14 protein-coding genes are annotated in these 14742 nt (G+C 73.4%); 12 read left to right on the forward strand and 2 right to left on the reverse strand.

All coding sequences use genetic code 11. The annotated features are described in order from the left end of the window. Positions 1 to 5: 5 nt before the first annotated feature. From OG447_RS08305 to OG447_RS08340, 8 genes are all read left to right on the forward strand, one after another. On the forward strand, positions 6 to 794 hold the full coding sequence (locus tag OG447_RS08305; RefSeq protein WP_266935823.1) for an aldose 1-epimerase: 789 nt from the start codon (positions 6 to 8) through the stop codon (positions 792 to 794). Between the two features lie 30 nt (positions 795 to 824). Next, positions 825 to 1364, forward strand: a complete 540-nt coding sequence (pyrE, locus tag OG447_RS08310) for an orotate phosphoribosyltransferase (RefSeq protein WP_266935824.1) — start codon at positions 825 to 827, stop codon at positions 1362 to 1364. Positions 1365 to 1554: 190 nt separating this feature from the next. Further along, positions 1555 to 2586, forward strand: a complete 1032-nt coding sequence (gene fbaA / locus OG447_RS08315; protein WP_266935825.1) for a class II fructose-bisphosphate aldolase — start codon at positions 1555 to 1557, stop codon at positions 2584 to 2586. 156 nt (positions 2587 to 2742) lie between these two features. Continuing rightward, positions 2743 to 3156: a DUF3151 domain-containing protein gene (locus OG447_RS08320; protein ID WP_266935826.1), complete on the forward strand. Its 414-nt coding sequence runs from the start codon at positions 2743 to 2745 to the stop codon at positions 3154 to 3156. 230 nt (positions 3157 to 3386) lie between these two features. Next, the gene (locus OG447_RS08325) at positions 3387 to 4232 is read left to right on the forward strand and encodes a tryptophan 2,3-dioxygenase family protein (protein ID WP_266935827.1); all 846 of its coding nucleotides are present in this window, start codon (positions 3387 to 3389) and stop codon (positions 4230 to 4232) included. Beyond that, entirely contained in the window at positions 4225 to 5430 is a 1206-nt protein-coding gene (gene kynU, locus OG447_RS08330; protein ID WP_266935828.1) for a kynureninase, read from the forward strand. The genes OG447_RS08325 and kynU overlap by 8 nt, the downstream gene beginning before the upstream one ends. A gap of 171 nt (positions 5431 to 5601) precedes the next feature. After that, a complete protein-coding gene (locus OG447_RS08335; protein WP_266935829.1) occupies positions 5602 to 6480 on the forward strand; it encodes a S9 family peptidase in 879 nt (292 codons plus the stop codon). A 100-nt stretch (positions 6481 to 6580) separates the two neighbouring features. Then, the gene (locus OG447_RS08340; protein ID WP_266935830.1) at positions 6581 to 8542 is read left to right on the forward strand and encodes a protein kinase; all 1962 of its coding nucleotides are present in this window, start codon (positions 6581 to 6583) and stop codon (positions 8540 to 8542) included. 110 nt (positions 8543 to 8652) lie between these two features. Here the strand turns inward: OG447_RS08340 and OG447_RS08345 are convergent, their stop codons facing one another. After that, a complete protein-coding gene (locus tag OG447_RS08345; RefSeq protein WP_266935831.1) occupies positions 8653 to 9936 on the reverse strand; it encodes an adenylosuccinate synthase in 1284 nt (427 codons plus the stop codon). A gap of 184 nt (positions 9937 to 10120) precedes the next feature. Here OG447_RS08345 and OG447_RS08350 point away from each other — a divergent pair, with 184 nt between their 5' ends. Next, positions 10121 to 10945, forward strand: a complete 825-nt coding sequence (locus OG447_RS08350; RefSeq protein WP_266938803.1) for a diacylglycerol kinase — start codon at positions 10121 to 10123, stop codon at positions 10943 to 10945. Between the two features lie 250 nt (positions 10946 to 11195). Beyond that, entirely contained in the window at positions 11196 to 11666 is a 471-nt protein-coding gene (locus OG447_RS08355) for a hypothetical protein (RefSeq protein WP_266935832.1), read from the forward strand. A gap of 7 nt (positions 11667 to 11673) precedes the next feature. Here OG447_RS08355 and OG447_RS08360 read toward each other — a convergent pair whose 3' ends face one another. Further along, positions 11674 to 12153, reverse strand: coding sequence for a GbsR/MarR family transcriptional regulator (locus OG447_RS08360; RefSeq protein ID WP_266938804.1), 480 nt, complete (start codon positions 12151 to 12153; stop codon positions 11674 to 11676). Between the two features lie 75 nt (positions 12154 to 12228). Between OG447_RS08360 and OG447_RS08365 the strand changes: the two genes are divergently transcribed. Then, positions 12229 to 13155, forward strand: coding sequence for an ABC transporter ATP-binding protein (locus tag OG447_RS08365; protein WP_266935833.1), 927 nt, complete (start codon positions 12229 to 12231; stop codon positions 13153 to 13155). Beyond that, positions 13152 to 14735, forward strand: a complete 1584-nt coding sequence (locus OG447_RS08370) for an ABC transporter permease (protein ID WP_266935834.1) — start codon at positions 13152 to 13154, stop codon at positions 14733 to 14735. The genes OG447_RS08365 and OG447_RS08370 overlap by 4 nt, the downstream gene beginning before the upstream one ends. The last annotated feature ends 7 nt before the right edge of the window (positions 14736 to 14742 follow it).

Consider the following 14742-nt stretch of genomic DNA (forward strand, 5'->3'; position numbering starts at 1 on the left):
ACCGTATGACTACGCAACTGACCGCGGGCGGCGCCGAGGTGACCGTCGACCAGGAGAACGGCTGCCGGATCAGCAGTCTGCGCATCGACGGGACGGAGCTGTTGCGCCAGGGCCCGAGGTACGGGACCTTCCCGATGGTGCCGTGGTGCGGGCGTACGGCGAACGGCCGGTTCTGGGACGGGGCGACCGAGCACCAGATGCCGCTCAACCACCCGCCCCACGCCCTCCACGGCTTCGGCCGCGACGCGCCCTGGCGCCCGGCCGGCGCCACCGCGACCCAGGCGGTCTTCACCTACGACCTCGTCGACCCGTGGCCGTACCCCGGCCGGGTGACCCAGGTCTTCGAGCTGGGCGAGGACGCGCTGACCCTGACCATGGGCATCGAGACGTACGGGAACTCCTTCCCGGCCCAGGCGGGCTGGCACCCCTGGTTCCGGCGCAGCCTCCAGCCCGGCGGCGATGACGTGAAGGTCGCCTTCGACGCCGCCTGGCAGGAGGAGCGGGGCGAGGACCACATCCCCACCGGCCGCCGCGTCGAGCCCGTGGCGGGCCCGTGGGACGACTGCTTCGGCATGCCGGACGGCGTGGACGTCACCCTGACCTGGCCCGGCGCCCTGGAGCTGAGGCTCACCAGCCGATCCGAATGGGTGGTCGTCTACGACGAGGAACCCGAGGCCGTCTGCGTGGAGCCGCAGTCGGGTCCGCCGAACGGACTGAACAGCCTGCCGCGCCTGGTCACCCCGGTGGACCCGCTGGAGATCTCCAGCACCTGGACCTGGCGGCGGCTCGGGTAGGGGCTCCTTGTCAGCCCTTAAGCTCGGGGCATGAGTGACGTACGCGATGCGCTTCTGCAGCAGATCAAGGACAAGGCCGTCGTGCACGGCAAGGTGATCCTCTCCTCCGGCCGGGAGGCCGACTACTACATCGACCTCCGCCGGATCACCCTCGACGGCGAGGCGGCCCCGCTGGTCGGCCAGGTCATGCTCGACCTCACCGCCGACCTCGACTACGACTGCGTCGGCGGTCTGACCCTGGGCGCCGACCCGGTCGCCACCTCGATGCTGCACGCCTCCGCCGCGCGCGGTGAGCGCCTCGACGCCTTCGTCGTCCGCAAGGCGCAGAAGGCACACGGGATGCAGCGCCGGATCGAGGGCACCGACGTGCAGGGCAAGCGCTGCCTGGTCGTCGAGGACACCTCGACCACCGGCGGGTCCCCGCTGACCGCCGTCGAGGCGGTCCGCGAGGCGGGCGGCGAGGTCGTCGCCGTCGCCACGATCGTGGACCGCGGCGCCGCCGACGCCATCGCCGAGGCGGGCCTGCCCTACCTCACCGGCTACCGCCTCGAGGACCTCGGCCTCTCCTAGCCGGCCCTGACCTGGCCGTTTCCGGGACGCCGGGATGTTTCACGTGAAACATCCCGGCGCCTTCTTGTCTTAGTGGGTGACCGGTGGGGTGGAGTGTCGCGCGGAGTCTGGAAAGATAGGCGCGACGATGACGTCGCCCCCAGGTCAGGGCCCGCAATAAGCACACTCCCCGCACATCCAAGGAGCGGACATGCCCATCGCAACCCCCGAGGTCTACAACGAGATGCTCGACCGGGCGAAGGCAGGTAAGTTCGCCTACCCGGCCATCAACGTGACCTCCTCCCAGACCCTGCACGCCGCGCTGCGCGGCTTCGCGGAGGCCGAGAGCGACGGCATCATCCAGATCTCCACCGGTGGTGCGGAGTTCCTGGGTGGCCAGCACAACAAGGACATGGTCACCGGCGCGGTCGCCCTGGCCGAGTTCGCGCACGTCGTGGCCGCCAAGTACGGCATCACGGTCGCCCTGCACACGGACCACTGCCCCAAGGACAAGCTGGACGGCTACGTACGGCCGCTCCTGGACATCTCCGCCGAGCGCGTGGCCCGCGGTCTGAACCCGCTCTTCCAGTCGCACATGTGGGACGGCTCCGCCGAGACCCTGGCCGACAACCTGGCCATCGGCCAGGAGCTGCTCGCCAAGGCCGCCGCCGCGAAGATCATCCTTGAGGTCGAGATCACCCCGACCGGCGGCGAGGAGGACGGCGTCAGCCACGAGATCAACGACGAGCTGTACACCACCGTCGACGACGCGATCCGTACCGCCGAGGCCCTGGGCCTGGGCGAGAAGGGCCGCTACCTGCTGGCCGCGTCCTTCGGCAACGTGCACGGCGTCTACAAGCCGGGCAACGTCGTCCTGCGCCCCGAGCTCCTCAAGGACCTCCAGGCCGGTGTCGCCGAGAAGTTCGGCGAGGCTGCCGGAAACCAGCCGTTCGACTTCGTCTTCCACGGCGGTTCGGGCTCCACGGCCGAGGAGATCGCCACCGCGCTGGAGAACGGCGTCGTGAAGATGAACCTCGACACCGACACCCAGTACGCCTTCACCCGCCCGGTCGTGGACCACATGTTCCGCAACTACGACGCGGTGCTGAAGGTCGACGGCGAGGTCGGCACCAAGTCCAAGTACGACCCCCGCACCTGGGGCAAGGCCGCCGAGGCCGGCATGGCCGCGCGCGTCACCGAGGCGTGCGCGAACCTGCGCTCGACCGGTACGAAGCTCAAGTAAGCAGGCGTACGCCTTCACCGCAGGGCCCGGTCCCCGTCCCAGGACGGCGGACCGGGCCCTGCGGCCTTTCCCGTGCGCGCAGTTGCCGCGCCCCCCGTTCCGACGAGGCCGTCAGGGCGCCGTCCGGACGCACCCGCGATACCCCAGACTGGGTGCATGTCCATTCACCAGAACCTGCTCGGGGGTCCCGCCCCCACCCACCTGCCCGACGAGCCGGGCCGCGAGGCCCTCGCCGCGGGCACCCCCGCCGTCGAGGTGGCCGCCGCGCACCCCACCTCCTCCCTCGCCTGGGCGACGCTCGCCGACGAGGCCTTCGCGGCCGGCCGTACGGTCGAGTCCTACGCCTACGCCCGCACCGGCTACCACCGCGGTCTCGACGCGCTGCGCCGCGCCGGCTGGAAGGGCCACGGCCCGGTTCCGTGGGAGCACGAGCCGAACCGCGGTTTCCTGCGCGCCCTGCACGCCCTGGCCCGCGCGGCCGAGGCGATCGGCGAGAAGGAGGAGTACGAGCGCTGCTCGACCTTCCTGCGGGACTCGTCCGAGACGGCCGCGGACACGCTGAACGCCTGAGGCCCCGTCCGGGCGGCGCGGGGCCCGTGAAGACCGCCCGGACAGGCCCTGGGGGCCTGGGGGTGTCTCGCCGTCCGGTGGGGAGTGCGCGGCGGGTATGTGACCTGCCCCACTCCCCGCTGGAGCCCCGGCGTACCGGGGTCCTATGATGCGGGCAGGGGACCGGGGCTCCACTCACCTCACCGGAAGGAGCGGACCGCTACCCGGAAGCACGTGTCGAGGAGACAGCGATGTCGCACGCCCTTGATGCCTCCGGAGCCGGTTCGGACACCCCGAACCTCGACTTCGCCGGCACCACCCCGTACGAGGACTACGTCCAGGCGGACGTCCTCACCCACCTCCAGCAGCTGCGCTCGGACGATCCGGGCGAGATGGTCTTCCTGGTCACGACCCAGGTCATGGAGCTGTGGTTCACCGTCATCGTCCACGAGTGGGAGACCGCGGCCCGCGCACTGCGCGAGGACCGGATCCCGGTGGCGATGGACGCGCTGAAACGTTCCCTCCGTGAACTGGAGGCCCTCAACGCCTCCTGGCGCCCGCTCGCGCAGCTCACCCCCGGGCAGTTCAACGCCTACCGCGCCGCCCTCGGCGAGGGCTCCGGCTTCCAGTCGGCGATGTACCGCCGGATGGAGTTCCTGCTCGGCGAGAAGTCCGCCTCCATGCTGGTCCCGCACCGCGGCGCCCCGCGCGTCCACGCGGAGCTGGAGAAGGCCCTCCACGAGCCCAGCCTCTACGACGAGGTGCTGCGCCTGCTCGCGCGCCGCGGCCTGCCGGTCCCGGACGCCGTCCTCGACCGCGACCTCGCACAGCGCTACGAGCCCTCCGCCGAGGTCGAGGCCGTCTGGACGGCCCTGTACGCCGACCCCGACGCGCAGCTCGACCTGCACCGCCTGGGCGAGGTCCTCACGGACGTCGCCGAGCTCGTCTGGCGCTGGCGCAACGACCACCTGGTGGCCACCCGCCGGGCGATGGGCGCGAAGACCGGCACGGGCGGCTCCGCCGGGGTGACCTGGCTGGAGAAGCGCGCGGCGAAGAACGTCTTCCCGGAGCTCTGGACGGCGCGCAGCCATGTCTGAGCCGACCGCGACAGCCGATCTGGCGGCCCGTGCCGCCGCGCTCGACGCCGCCGACGAGCTCGGCAAGCTCCGCGAGCGCTTCACCCTCCCCGAGGGCGTCGTCTACCTGGACGGCAACTCCCTGGGCGCCCTCCCGGCCGGGGTCGCGGCCGCCACCGCCGACGTGGTCACGCGGCAGTGGGGCGAGCTCCTGATCCGTTCCTGGGACGAGAGCGACTGGTGGACCGCCCCGGAGCGGATCGGCGACAAGATCGCCCCCCTGATCGGTGCGGCCGCCGGCCAGGTGGTCGTCGGCGACTCCACCAGCGTCAACCTGTTCAAGGCCCTGGTCGGAGCGGCCCGGCTGGCCGGGCCGGGCCGGACCCGGATGCTGGTCGACGCCGCGACCTTCCCGACCGACGGCTACATCGCCCAGTCGGCAGCCCGGCTGACCGGTCTGACGGCGGTCCCCACCGATCCGGCGGACGTCACCGCCGCCCTCGGCGAGGACACGGCCGTCGTGCTCCTCAACCACGTGGACTACCGCACCGGCCGCCTCCACGACCTGCCCGGCCTCACCGCCGCCGCCCGTGCGGCGGGGGCCGTGGTCGTCTGGGACCTGTGCCACTCGGCCGGGGCCCTGCCCGTCGGGCTCGACGCGCAGGCCGTGGACCTGGCGGTCGGCTGCACGTACAAGTACCTGAACGGCGGCCCCGGCGCGCCCGCGTACCTGTACATCGCCGAGCGTCACCAGGCCGCCTTCGACTCCCCCCTCCCGGGGTGGAACGGCCACGCGGATCCCTTCGCGATGACCCCGGGCTACCGTCCGGCCGAGGGCGCGACGCGGGGCCGGGTCGGCACCCCGGACATCCTGTCCATGCTGGCCCTGGAGGCGGCGCTCGACGCTTGGGACGGGGTCCCGGTCGAGGCCGTACGGGCGAAGTCCCTGGCCCTGACCGACTTCTTCCTCGACTGCGTGGCGGCGTACGTCCCGCAGGGCCTGGTCGAGTCGGTCACCCCGGCCGAGCACGCCCACCGCGGCAGCCAGATCTCGCTGCGCACGGACAACGCCCGCGAGGTCATGCGGGAGCTGATCTCCCGGGGTGTCATCGGCGACTTCCGGGCGCCCGACGTCCTGCGCTTCGGCTTCACTCCGCTGTACGTCGGATTCGCCGACGCGGAGCGTGCGGCGCGCACACTGGGTCACATTTTCGGGTGACGCGGTAGCGAAACGTCACATCACCGGGCGGGCGGGGCTGAGGCTCCGCCCGCCCCGGTATATCCCGGGACCCGCACGGAACGCCCCGTTCCAGACTGATACGGTCCCGCTCTGCCGAAACACCGGAACATCTGTCCCCGCTGTCCCACGCGTTACCGAGAGGTTGAGCCGATGACGGACCCCGCCGCAGTGGAACGGGACGCCGCCGAGGCCGCATCGGCCTTCTCCCATCCGGCCGTCGCCCCGGACGCGAGCGCCGCCTACGGAGAACACCCCGACCAGCTCGTCGACTTCTACGCCCCGCGCGGCGAAGCCCCGGGACAGGTCCCGCTGGTGGTGCTCCTGCACGGCGGCGCGTGGCGGGCCCCGTACGACCGGCAGCACATCACGCCGATGGCCGGCTTCCTGGCCCGGCAGGGCTTCGCCGTCGCCAACGTCGAGTACCGGCGCGGCAGTTCCCTCCCGCACCAGGACGCCGACGGCCCGGTCGCCGGACGCTGGCCGGAGACCTTCGACGACGTCGCCGCCGCGCTGGACGCACTGCCGGAACTGACCGCCGCCGCGCTGCCGCAGGCCGACGTGCGCCGCGTCGTCGTCACCGGCCACTCGGCCGGCGGCCAGCTCGCGCTGTGGGCGGCCGCCCGGCACGTGCTCCCGTCCGGCTCCCCGTGGCGGCTGCCCGCCCCGCCGCCGCTGCGCGGGGTGGTGGCGCTGGCGCCCATCGCCGACTTCGAGGCGGCGGAGGAACTTGGCGTCTGCGGGGGTGCCTGCGCGCAGCTGCTGGGCGGCGCGGCGCACTGGGCGGACCGGCTCCCGTACGCGGACCCGGCGGCCCTGCTCCCGACGGGCATCGCCACGGCGGTGGTGCACGGGCGCGAGGACATCGTGGTCCCGGCGCGGGTCGCGGAGTCGTACGTGGCCGCCGCCGCGAAGGCAGGGGAAACGGTCGGCCTGACGCTGCTGGACGGGGTCGGGCACTTCCCGCTCATCGACCCGGCGGCGGACGCGTGCGCGGTGGTGTCGGAGGAGATCGCGCAGCTGGCCTGGTAGCCGGCCCGCAGGGGCCAAGTCGTCGGCGCTGGCGCCGCGTTGCCTCTCTGGGGCATCGGGTAGATTTCCAGAAAATACTTCCGACGCTGACGGGGCTGACGTGTTAGAGCTGAGGGGGAGCGGGGCCGAGCCGCTGGAGGCGGAGGATCCGCGTCAGATCGGGCCGATTCCGCTGGCCGGCCGGCTCGGGGCCGGCGGCATGGGGCGGGTGTACCTCGGGGTCCGGGACGGCCGGTACGTCGCCGTCAAGCAGCTGCTGGCCTCCGTGGTCGGCGAGGACAAGGACTTCCTGCGGCGTTTCGGGCACGAGCTGGACAACCTCGCGAGCCTGCCCGAGGGCGCCACCGCACCGCTGCTCGCCAGCGACCGCACCGCACGGCCCCCGTGGTTCGCCACCGCGTACGTTCCCGGGATCACCCTGAAGGAAGCCGTCGACCTGCACGACGGGCCCATGCCCGCGGGCGCGTTGTGGCTGCTGCTGCGGGAGGCGGCGGCCTCGCTGTCGGCGGTGCACGCGCTGGACATGGTGCACCGGGACCTCAAGCCGTCCAACGTCATGCTGACCCTCGACGGCCTCACCCTCATCGACTTCGGGGTGGCCCGGGCCGCCGAGCAGAGCCAGCTGACCAGGACCGGCATGGTCGTGGGCACGCCCGCCTACATGGCACCCGAACAGGCCTCGGGCACCAGGGGGCTGAGCGGCGCGACGGACGTCTTCGCGCTCGGTTCGGTCCTCGCGTACGCGGCCTGCGGCCGACCGCCCTTCGGTGACGAGTCGGGGCACGGCGTGCTGTACCGCATCGTCCACGAACAGGCCGACCTGGAGCCGCTGCGGGAGGTGGACCCGGACCTCGCCGAGGTGGTCGCGGCCTGCCTCGACAAGGATCCCGAGGGCCGGCCCACCGCTGCCGAACTCCTCGAACGCGCCACGGAACACGGCCCGTTCACGGCCCCGCTCTGGCCGGCGGCGATCTCCGAGCGGCTGTCCGAGCGGGCCGCCTTCGCCGAGCGGGTGCAGGAGATCGACGTTCCGACGCTCCCGCTCGCGGGCGCGAAGCCGGAGGGGGAGCAGGCGCCCGTACCGGCGACGGCAACGGCCCCCGAGCCGGCGGCGGGTTCCGGACCGGCGGCGGGTTCCGGGCCGGCGGCGGGTCCGGCGCCCGGACCGGTCGTGGAACCGCGGCCTCAGGACGGGGCCCGGAGCGACGCTCCGCGACGGCCCGAACGCCGCCGTCGGACCCGGGTCCTGCTCGCCGTCATCCCCGTCGTCGTGGTCGGGGGCGGTACGACCCTCGCCATCCAGAACCTGCCGTTCACGCCCGGGCACCGGAACGAGGCACGGGCCGACCCTTCGGCCTCGGCCCCCGCACCCGGCGCCCCGGCCGCCCCGTCGACGGCGGGCGGCGGGAGCCCGTCGGACCCGGCGGCCCACGCGTCGTCGGCGCCGCCGGCCGGGGAGCAGCCCGGACAGGGCGGCGAAGCCGACGGGAACGGCGGACCGGGCGGGTCCGGCCCGGCCGCCGGCGGGGCCGGAGCGGCCGGGGCGGGCGCGGTCGGCGGTGGCGGCGCCGGGACGGGCACGCAGCCCGGTGCGGGCGCGGGCGGCGGCTCGGCGGGCCCGGGCACCGGCACGTCCAGCGCGCCCAGCCGACCCGGCACCCCGCCCGGTACGGCCAAGCCCCCGACCACCCCGCCGCCGGCCTCCGGCACGTACCGCTACCGCAACGGCGACGACGGCCAGTGCATCACCCAGGTCTACGGCGCCGCGGGCCACGGGGAGTGCGGGGACGCGTCCACCCGGTGGACGGTCCAGGGCCGGTCCGACGGCAGCTTCAAGCTCGTCAACCAGCAGTCCGGCGGGTGCCTGTACTCCAACGGGCTCGGCCAGGCCGTCTTCGTGGGCGACTGCGCCCAGGACGTCGGCAGGGTGTGGCGCACGGGTTCGGACGGCAGCCTGCGCAGCGACTTCGGCGGCGGCTGCCTCGACCCGTACATGGGCACCGGCCTGCACACGATGACCTGCGCCGGGAAGGCCTCGCAGCGCTGGACGCGGCAGGCCTAGGGCGTGTTGCCCCTCTAGTGCTGTGGCCAGTGCTGTGGAGCGTCAGCTCCCGGACGCACCGGTGGGGCGGCGGTCGGCCCGCCGCCCCACGTGGTGTCGTCCGTCCGTTCCTAGAGGAACGAGTTGATCTCGATCGTCTCGGTGCGGCCGGGGCCGACGCCGATCGCGGAGATCGGGGCGCCCGACATCTCCTCGAGGGCCTTGACGTACGCCTGGGCGTTCTTCGGGAGGTCCGCGAAGGTCTTGGCCTTGGTGATGTCCTCGGACCAGCCGGGGAGGTTCTCGTAGATCGGCTTCGCGTGGTGGAAGTCCGTCTGCGAGTACGGGAGCTCCTCGACGCGCTTGCCGTCGATCTCGTACGCGACGCAGACCGGGATCTCCTCCCAGCCGGTCAGCACGTCCAGCTTGGTGAGGAAGAAGTCGGTGAGACCGTTCACGCGGGTGGCGTAGCGCGCGATCGGCGCGTCGAACCAGCCGCAGCGGCGGTCACGGCCGGTGGTCACACCGCGCTCGCCGCCGATGCGGCGCAGGTCCTCGCCGTCCTGGTCGAACAGCTCGGTCGGGAACGGACCCGCACCCACACGCGTGGTGTAGGCCTTCAGGATGCCGATGACGCGGCTGATCTTCGTCGGGCCGACACCCGTACCGGTGCAGGCGCCGCCCGCGGTCGGGTTCGAGGAGGTGACGAAGGGGTACGTGCCGTGGTCGACGTCGAGCAGGGTGCCCTGGCCGCCCTCGAAGAGCACGACCTTGTCCTCGTCCAGCGCGTTGTTGAGGATCAGGGTGGTGTCGGCGACGTAGCCCTTGATCTGGTCCGCGTACTGGAGCATCTCCTCGACGATCGCGCCCGCCTCGATCGCGCGGCGGTTGTACAGCTTCGCGAGGAGCTGGTTCTTGCCCTCCAGCGCCGCTTCGACCTTCTGGGTGAGGATCGACTCGTCGTAGAGGTCCTGGACGCGGATGCCGATGCGGTTGATCTTGTCCGCGTACGTCGGCCCGATGCCGCGGCCGGTCGTACCGATCTTGCGCTTGCCGAGGAAGCGCTCGCCGACCTTGTCGAGGGTGACGTTGTACGGCGTGATCAGGTGCGCGTTGCCGCTGATGAGCAGCTTGGAGGTGTCGATGCCGCGCTCGTTCAGGCCGCGCAGCTCGGAGAGCAGGACGGCCGGGTCGACGACGACGCCGTTACCGATGACCGGGGTGCATCCGGGGGAGAGGATGCCGGAAGGGAGAAGGTGCAGCGCGTACTTCTGGTCGCCTACGACGACCGTGTGGCCGGCGTTGTTGCCACCCTGGTAGCGCACTACATAGTCAACGGATCCACCGAGCAGGTCGGTGGCCTTTCCCTTGCCCTCGTCACCCCACTGAGCTCCGAGCAGCACAAGAGCGGGCACAGGCGTACACCTCTTCCGGATGGGGCATGTCCAAGGTCAGGGGGCGTACGACGATGTACACCGCAGGCTGAGCCGTCGGACCGGTACCCCGGAATAGACGAAGGCCCTGGCGCAATAGCGCAAGGGCCTCTTGCACAAAGATGCTACCCGAGGAAGGACCGAGGTGTCGGCTCCAGAGCCCACCATGAGCCATGCGGGCGCGCCGGTAGGCGGCCTTCTCGTGCTCGTCGACCCGGTCGCCCGCCGTCTTGACGGCGAGTCCGTGCGGATCGCGAAGGATGTGTTGTCAGCGGGAGCGGCGGCGAAAATCTGCCTCCCGGACTCGCAGGAGGAATTCGCGCGGGCCCTCGCCCGCCGGGGTCATCGGCGGCCGGTGATCGTGGGTGACGACCGGGCCCTGGTGCGTGCCGTGGGCCTGCTGCACCGGGAGCGGGGGCTGGGTGAGGGCCCCCTGTCGCTGGTCCCGGTCGGGTCCGCGGGCTCGCTGGGGCTGGCCCGGTCCCTGGGCGTGCCGCTGTCGGCGGTCGCGGCGGCGCGGGCGGTGCTCGACGGGTCGGTCCGCGTGTGCGACCTGCTGGTCGACGACAGCGACGGGGTCGTGCTGGGGGCGCTGCGGATCCCGCCGCTGCGGGGGTCGGAGCGGCCGGACGGGCGGCCGCGGCCGTCGGTGTGGAACGCGTACCGCTCGCTGGTCCGTACGCTCGTCCGCCCGCCGGGGCCGGGCGGCGGGGGCCACCGGCTGCGGGTGGAGGCCGACGGGGTGGTGCTGGCGGACGTGGACCGGCCGGTGGAGGACGTCTCGGTGACCACGCGGAACGGCGGCGGCCTGGCCGAGGTCGTGGTGCGGACGGGCGGCGGCGCGGGTTCGGCCGTCCGGGCCCGGGCGAAGACGGTGACGGTGTCGGGCGCGGACTTCCGCTACCGCGCCGACGCGGCGATGACCGGCCCGGTCCGGCGGCGCACGTGGACCCTGCGCCCGGGGGCGTGGACGCTCACGCTGCCGCGGTGACGCTCGCGCTGTGCGGTGGCGCTCGCGCTGTGCGGTGACGGGAGAGGGCGGTCTGTGCGAGCAGGGGTTTGGCGGGGGGCGGGGGTGGGGTGGGGACGCTCCGGAGTGTCTCCTCGGCTCGCGCCGGGGTCCGGCTGCGCGAGGTGCGGCCCGGGTTGCGCGCTCGTCCTGCGGGGACCCTCCTGCGCGTCCCCACCCCACCCCCGCCGGGCTCCGGCACTCCTGCGCGTCCCCGCCCGACGGTGGCGGGGTGCGGGGTGCGGTCGGGGACTGGCGGCGGGATGCGCTGCTGCTGTGCCTGCTGCCCGTGTTCTGCTGGCCCGCGGTGGTCGCGGCCGTGCTCACCCGGCCGGTCCTGATGCTGGTGCTGCTGAGCCCGGTGGTGCTCGGGGTGCGGGAGCTGTACGTGGTCCGGCGGGTGGGCCGCGCGCTGCGGGACCCGGGGGTGCGCTGGACGGCGTACGAGGCCGAGGTCGTGCGCCGCGGGTGGCTTCCGCCGGTGCTGGTCCTGGACGGGCGGTACGCGCTGACCCTGGGCCCGCTGGGCCGCAGGGTGCTGCCGCCGCGCCCGTGGCCGCGCCGGGAGCCGCTGCCGGACACCGTCGAGGTCCTGCTGGCCGGGGATCCGGCGCGGGGCGCCGTCGTCTGGGCCCCGGCCGCCGGCCGCCTGGGCCGCGCCCGGCTCCGGCGCGGCTGCCCCGCCCGTACGGGGGCTGGGTAGGGCAGGCCTAGCCGAGGTCCAGGGTCGCCTTGTGGATCCGCCAGCGGTCCAGGAGGCCCAGCATTTCGCCCTGGAGGAACTCGAAGAAGGCCGCCGTCTCGGCGATCCTGGTTCCGGCGGGGGAGTCGGCGCCGAGGCTCGCCGCCCCCTCGCGCAGGGTCTTCTCCCACATGGTCAGCACCTGGTCCCGCCGGGTGAAGGTCTCGTACCAGAGCTCGTTGTGCAGGACGTACCGGTCGCGCCGGGAGCCCGGCTCCCGCTCGCGGCTGACCATGCTGACCTGGGTCAGGTAGGACACGGCTCCCGAGACCGCCGCGGGGCTGATCCGCAGGGACTCGCTGAGTTCCGCGGAGGTCATCGCGCCCCCGTCGGTCGCCATCAGCTGGGCGAAGACGCGCGCCGCCATGCGCTGCATCCCCGCCTCGGTCAGCTGTGCGGCGAACCGCTCCACGAAGCGGGAGACCGCTTCCTCGTTCCGTACCGCCATCTCGTCCGCCACCTTCCCTACTTTATACGATTCTTTAACTTCACAAATTTATGAAAGAAGCGTACGTTCGGAATCATGACGAAGGCAATCAGCGTGGCCGGACTCCACAAGGCGTTCGGCGCCACCCGCGCACTGGACGGACTCGACCTCACGGTCGCCACCGGCGAGGTCCACGGCTTCCTCGGCCCCAACGGCGCCGGCAAGTCCACGACGATCCGGGTCCTGCTGGGCCTGTTGCGCGCCGACTCCGGCACCGCCGAACTGCTCGGCGGTGACCCCTGGGCCGAGGCCGTGGCCCTCCACCGCCGCGTCGCCTACGTGCCCGGCGACGTCACGCTCTGGCGCAACCTCTCCGGCGGCGAGGTGATCGACCTCTACGGACGGCTCCGCGGGGGCCTCGACCGGGCCCGCCGCGCCGAGCTGGTCGAACGGTTCGAACTCGACCCGACAAAGAAGGGGCGTACGTACTCCAAGGGCAACCGGCAGAAGGTCGCCCTCGTCGCCGCCTTCGCCTCCGACGCCGAGCTGCTCATCCTCGACGAGCCCACCTCCGGCCTCGACCCGCTGATGGAAGGGGTCTTCCGGTCCTGCGTCGCCGAGGCCCGCGCCGCCGGGCGCACCGTCCTGCTGAGCTCGCACATCCTCAGCGAGGTCGAGGCCCTCTGCGACCGCGTCAGCATCATCCGCAAGGGGCGCACGGTGGAGACCGGAACCCTCGCCGGACTGCGGCACCTGACCCGTACCTCGATCAGCGCCGAGCTCGCCGGCCCGCCCAACGGCATCGCGCACCTGCCCGGCGTGTACGACGTGGACGTGCAGGGGCTGAGGATCCGCCTGCAGGCCGACACCGACAAACTGGACGCCGTACTGCGCGCCCTCACCGATTCCGGGATCCGGTCTCTGACCTCGACGCCGCCCACCCTCGAAGAGCTGTTCCTGCGGCACTACGCGGACGTGGAAGGCGCGGAAGGTGCGGAAGACGCGGAAGGTGCCTCGCGATGAAGAACCGACTGGCCGGGACGGGCGCGCTGCTGCGGCTGGCCCTGCGCCGCGACCGGGTGATGATGCCGGTCTGGATCATGGTCGTGTCGCTGCTGGTGCTCAGCTTGCCCGCCTCCCTCGAATCCGTGTACTCCACGCCCGCCGAACGGGCCCGGCTGTTCGCCGCCATGGGCGCCAACGGATCCCTGCGCGCCCTGTACGGGCCGCTCTTCGGCGACTCGGTCGGCGCCCTGACCGCCTGGCGCGGCGGCGTCTTCGCCGGGCTGCTCGCCGGGGTCATGAGCCTGGTCATCGTGGTCCGGCACACCCGAGAGGAGGAGGAGACGGGCCGTCAGGAGCTGATCTCCGCAGCCATGGTGGGCCGCCAGGCCCCGCTGACGGCCGCGCTCCTGGCCGCCCTCGTGGCGAACGGGCTCGTCGCGCTGGTCGTGACCGCCGGCCTCGCCGGGCAGGGCGCGGGCGGCGCCGCGGCCCTCGGGCTCGCCCTCGGCGCCACCGGGATGATCTTCGCGGGGCTGGCGGCCGTGGCGGCCCAGCTCACCGAGAGCGCACGGCTCGCGAAGGGCCTCACCGGGGCGGCGGTCGGCGCGGCCTTCGTCCTGCGCGCGGCGGGCGACGCGGGCTCGCGGACCGGCTCTTCGGTCCTGACCTGGATCTCGCCGCTGGGCTGGCTGCAGCACGTACGGGCCTTCGCCGCCGAACGCTGGTGGGTGTTCGCCCTGTTCGCCGCGGCCGCGACCGCTCAGGTGGCGGCGGCGTACGTACTGGCCGGGCGCCGCGACGTGGGCATGAGCTTCCTGCCCGCCCGGCCCGGCCCTGCGCGCGGCCGGCTCGGCACGGCCGGGGCGCTGGCCTGGCGGCTCCAGCGCGGCAGCCTGACCGGCTGGAGCCTGGGCTTCCTCGCCGCCGGTGCGGTCTTCGGCGCGATGACGGACGGGGCCACCGAACTGGTCGGCGACAACGAGAGGACCCGCGAGATCATCGAGCGGATGGGCGGCCGGAGCGGGATGACCGACGCCTTCCTCGCCACCATGGCCGGGATGCTCGGCCTGGTCGCCGCCCTGTACATCGTCTCGGCGGTGCTGCGGCTCAGCGGCGAGGAGTCGGGGCAGCGGGCCGAACCGCTGCTCGCGAACGCCGTCGGCCGGCTGCGCTGGGCCGGTGGCCATCTCGCCGTGGCCTTCGGCGGCGCGGCGCTGATCCTGCTGCTCGGGGGGATCGGCCTGGGCGTCGGGCACGGGCGGTCCGTCGCGGGCACCGGCGCGGCCGTCGGCGCCACCCTCGCGCAGCTCCCGGCGGTCTGGGTGATCGGGGGCGTCGCCGCCCTGCTGTACGGTGCGGCCCCCAGGTACGCGGTGGCCGCCTGGGCGGTGGCCGGGACCGCGCTGGCCCTGGGCTGGGTCGGCCCGGCGCTGGAGCTCCCGCAGGCGGTCATGAACCTCTCGCCCTTCGCCCACCTGCCGAAGCTGCCGGGGGCCGAGGCCGTGACCTGGGCCCCGCCGCTGACCTTGACCGTGCTGGCGGTGGCGATGACGGCCGCGGGTCTCGGCGCCCTGCGCCGCCGCGACATGGTGGCGTGACCCGCGT

Source organism: Streptomyces sp. NBC_01408, assembly GCF_026340255.1.
GTDB lineage: Bacteria > Actinomycetota > Actinomycetes > Streptomycetales > Streptomycetaceae > Streptomyces.

Bases quoted from the DNA above. Each gene is read 5' to 3' on its own strand.
- fbaA (WP_266935825.1), top strand. From the start codon at position 1,555: ATGCCCATCGCAACCCCCGAGGTCTACAACGAGATGCTCGACCGGGCG.
- OG447_RS08335 (WP_266935829.1), top strand. From the start codon at position 5,602: ATGACGGACCCCGCCGCAGTGGAACGGGACGCCGCCGAGGCCGCATCG.
- pyrE (WP_266935824.1), top strand. From the start codon at position 825: ATGAGTGACGTACGCGATGCGCTTCTGCAGCAGATCAAGGACAAGGCC.
- OG447_RS08305 (WP_266935823.1), top strand. From the start codon at position 6: ATGACTACGCAACTGACCGCGGGCGGCGCCGAGGTGACCGTCGACCAG.
- OG447_RS08320 (WP_266935826.1), top strand. From the start codon at position 2,743: ATGTCCATTCACCAGAACCTGCTCGGGGGTCCCGCCCCCACCCACCTG.
- OG447_RS08360 (WP_266938804.1), bottom strand. From the start codon at position 12,153: ATGGCGGTACGGAACGAGGAAGCGGTCTCCCGCTTCGTGGAGCGGTTC.
- OG447_RS08350 (WP_266938803.1), top strand. From the start codon at position 10,121: ATGAGCCATGCGGGCGCGCCGGTAGGCGGCCTTCTCGTGCTCGTCGAC.
- kynU (WP_266935828.1), top strand. From the start codon at position 4,225: ATGTCTGAGCCGACCGCGACAGCCGATCTGGCGGCCCGTGCCGCCGCG.
- OG447_RS08325 (WP_266935827.1), top strand. From the start codon at position 3,387: ATGTCGCACGCCCTTGATGCCTCCGGAGCCGGTTCGGACACCCCGAAC.
- OG447_RS08365 (WP_266935833.1), top strand. From the start codon at position 12,229: ATGACGAAGGCAATCAGCGTGGCCGGACTCCACAAGGCGTTCGGCGCC.
- OG447_RS08370 (WP_266935834.1), top strand. From the start codon at position 13,152: ATGAAGAACCGACTGGCCGGGACGGGCGCGCTGCTGCGGCTGGCCCTG.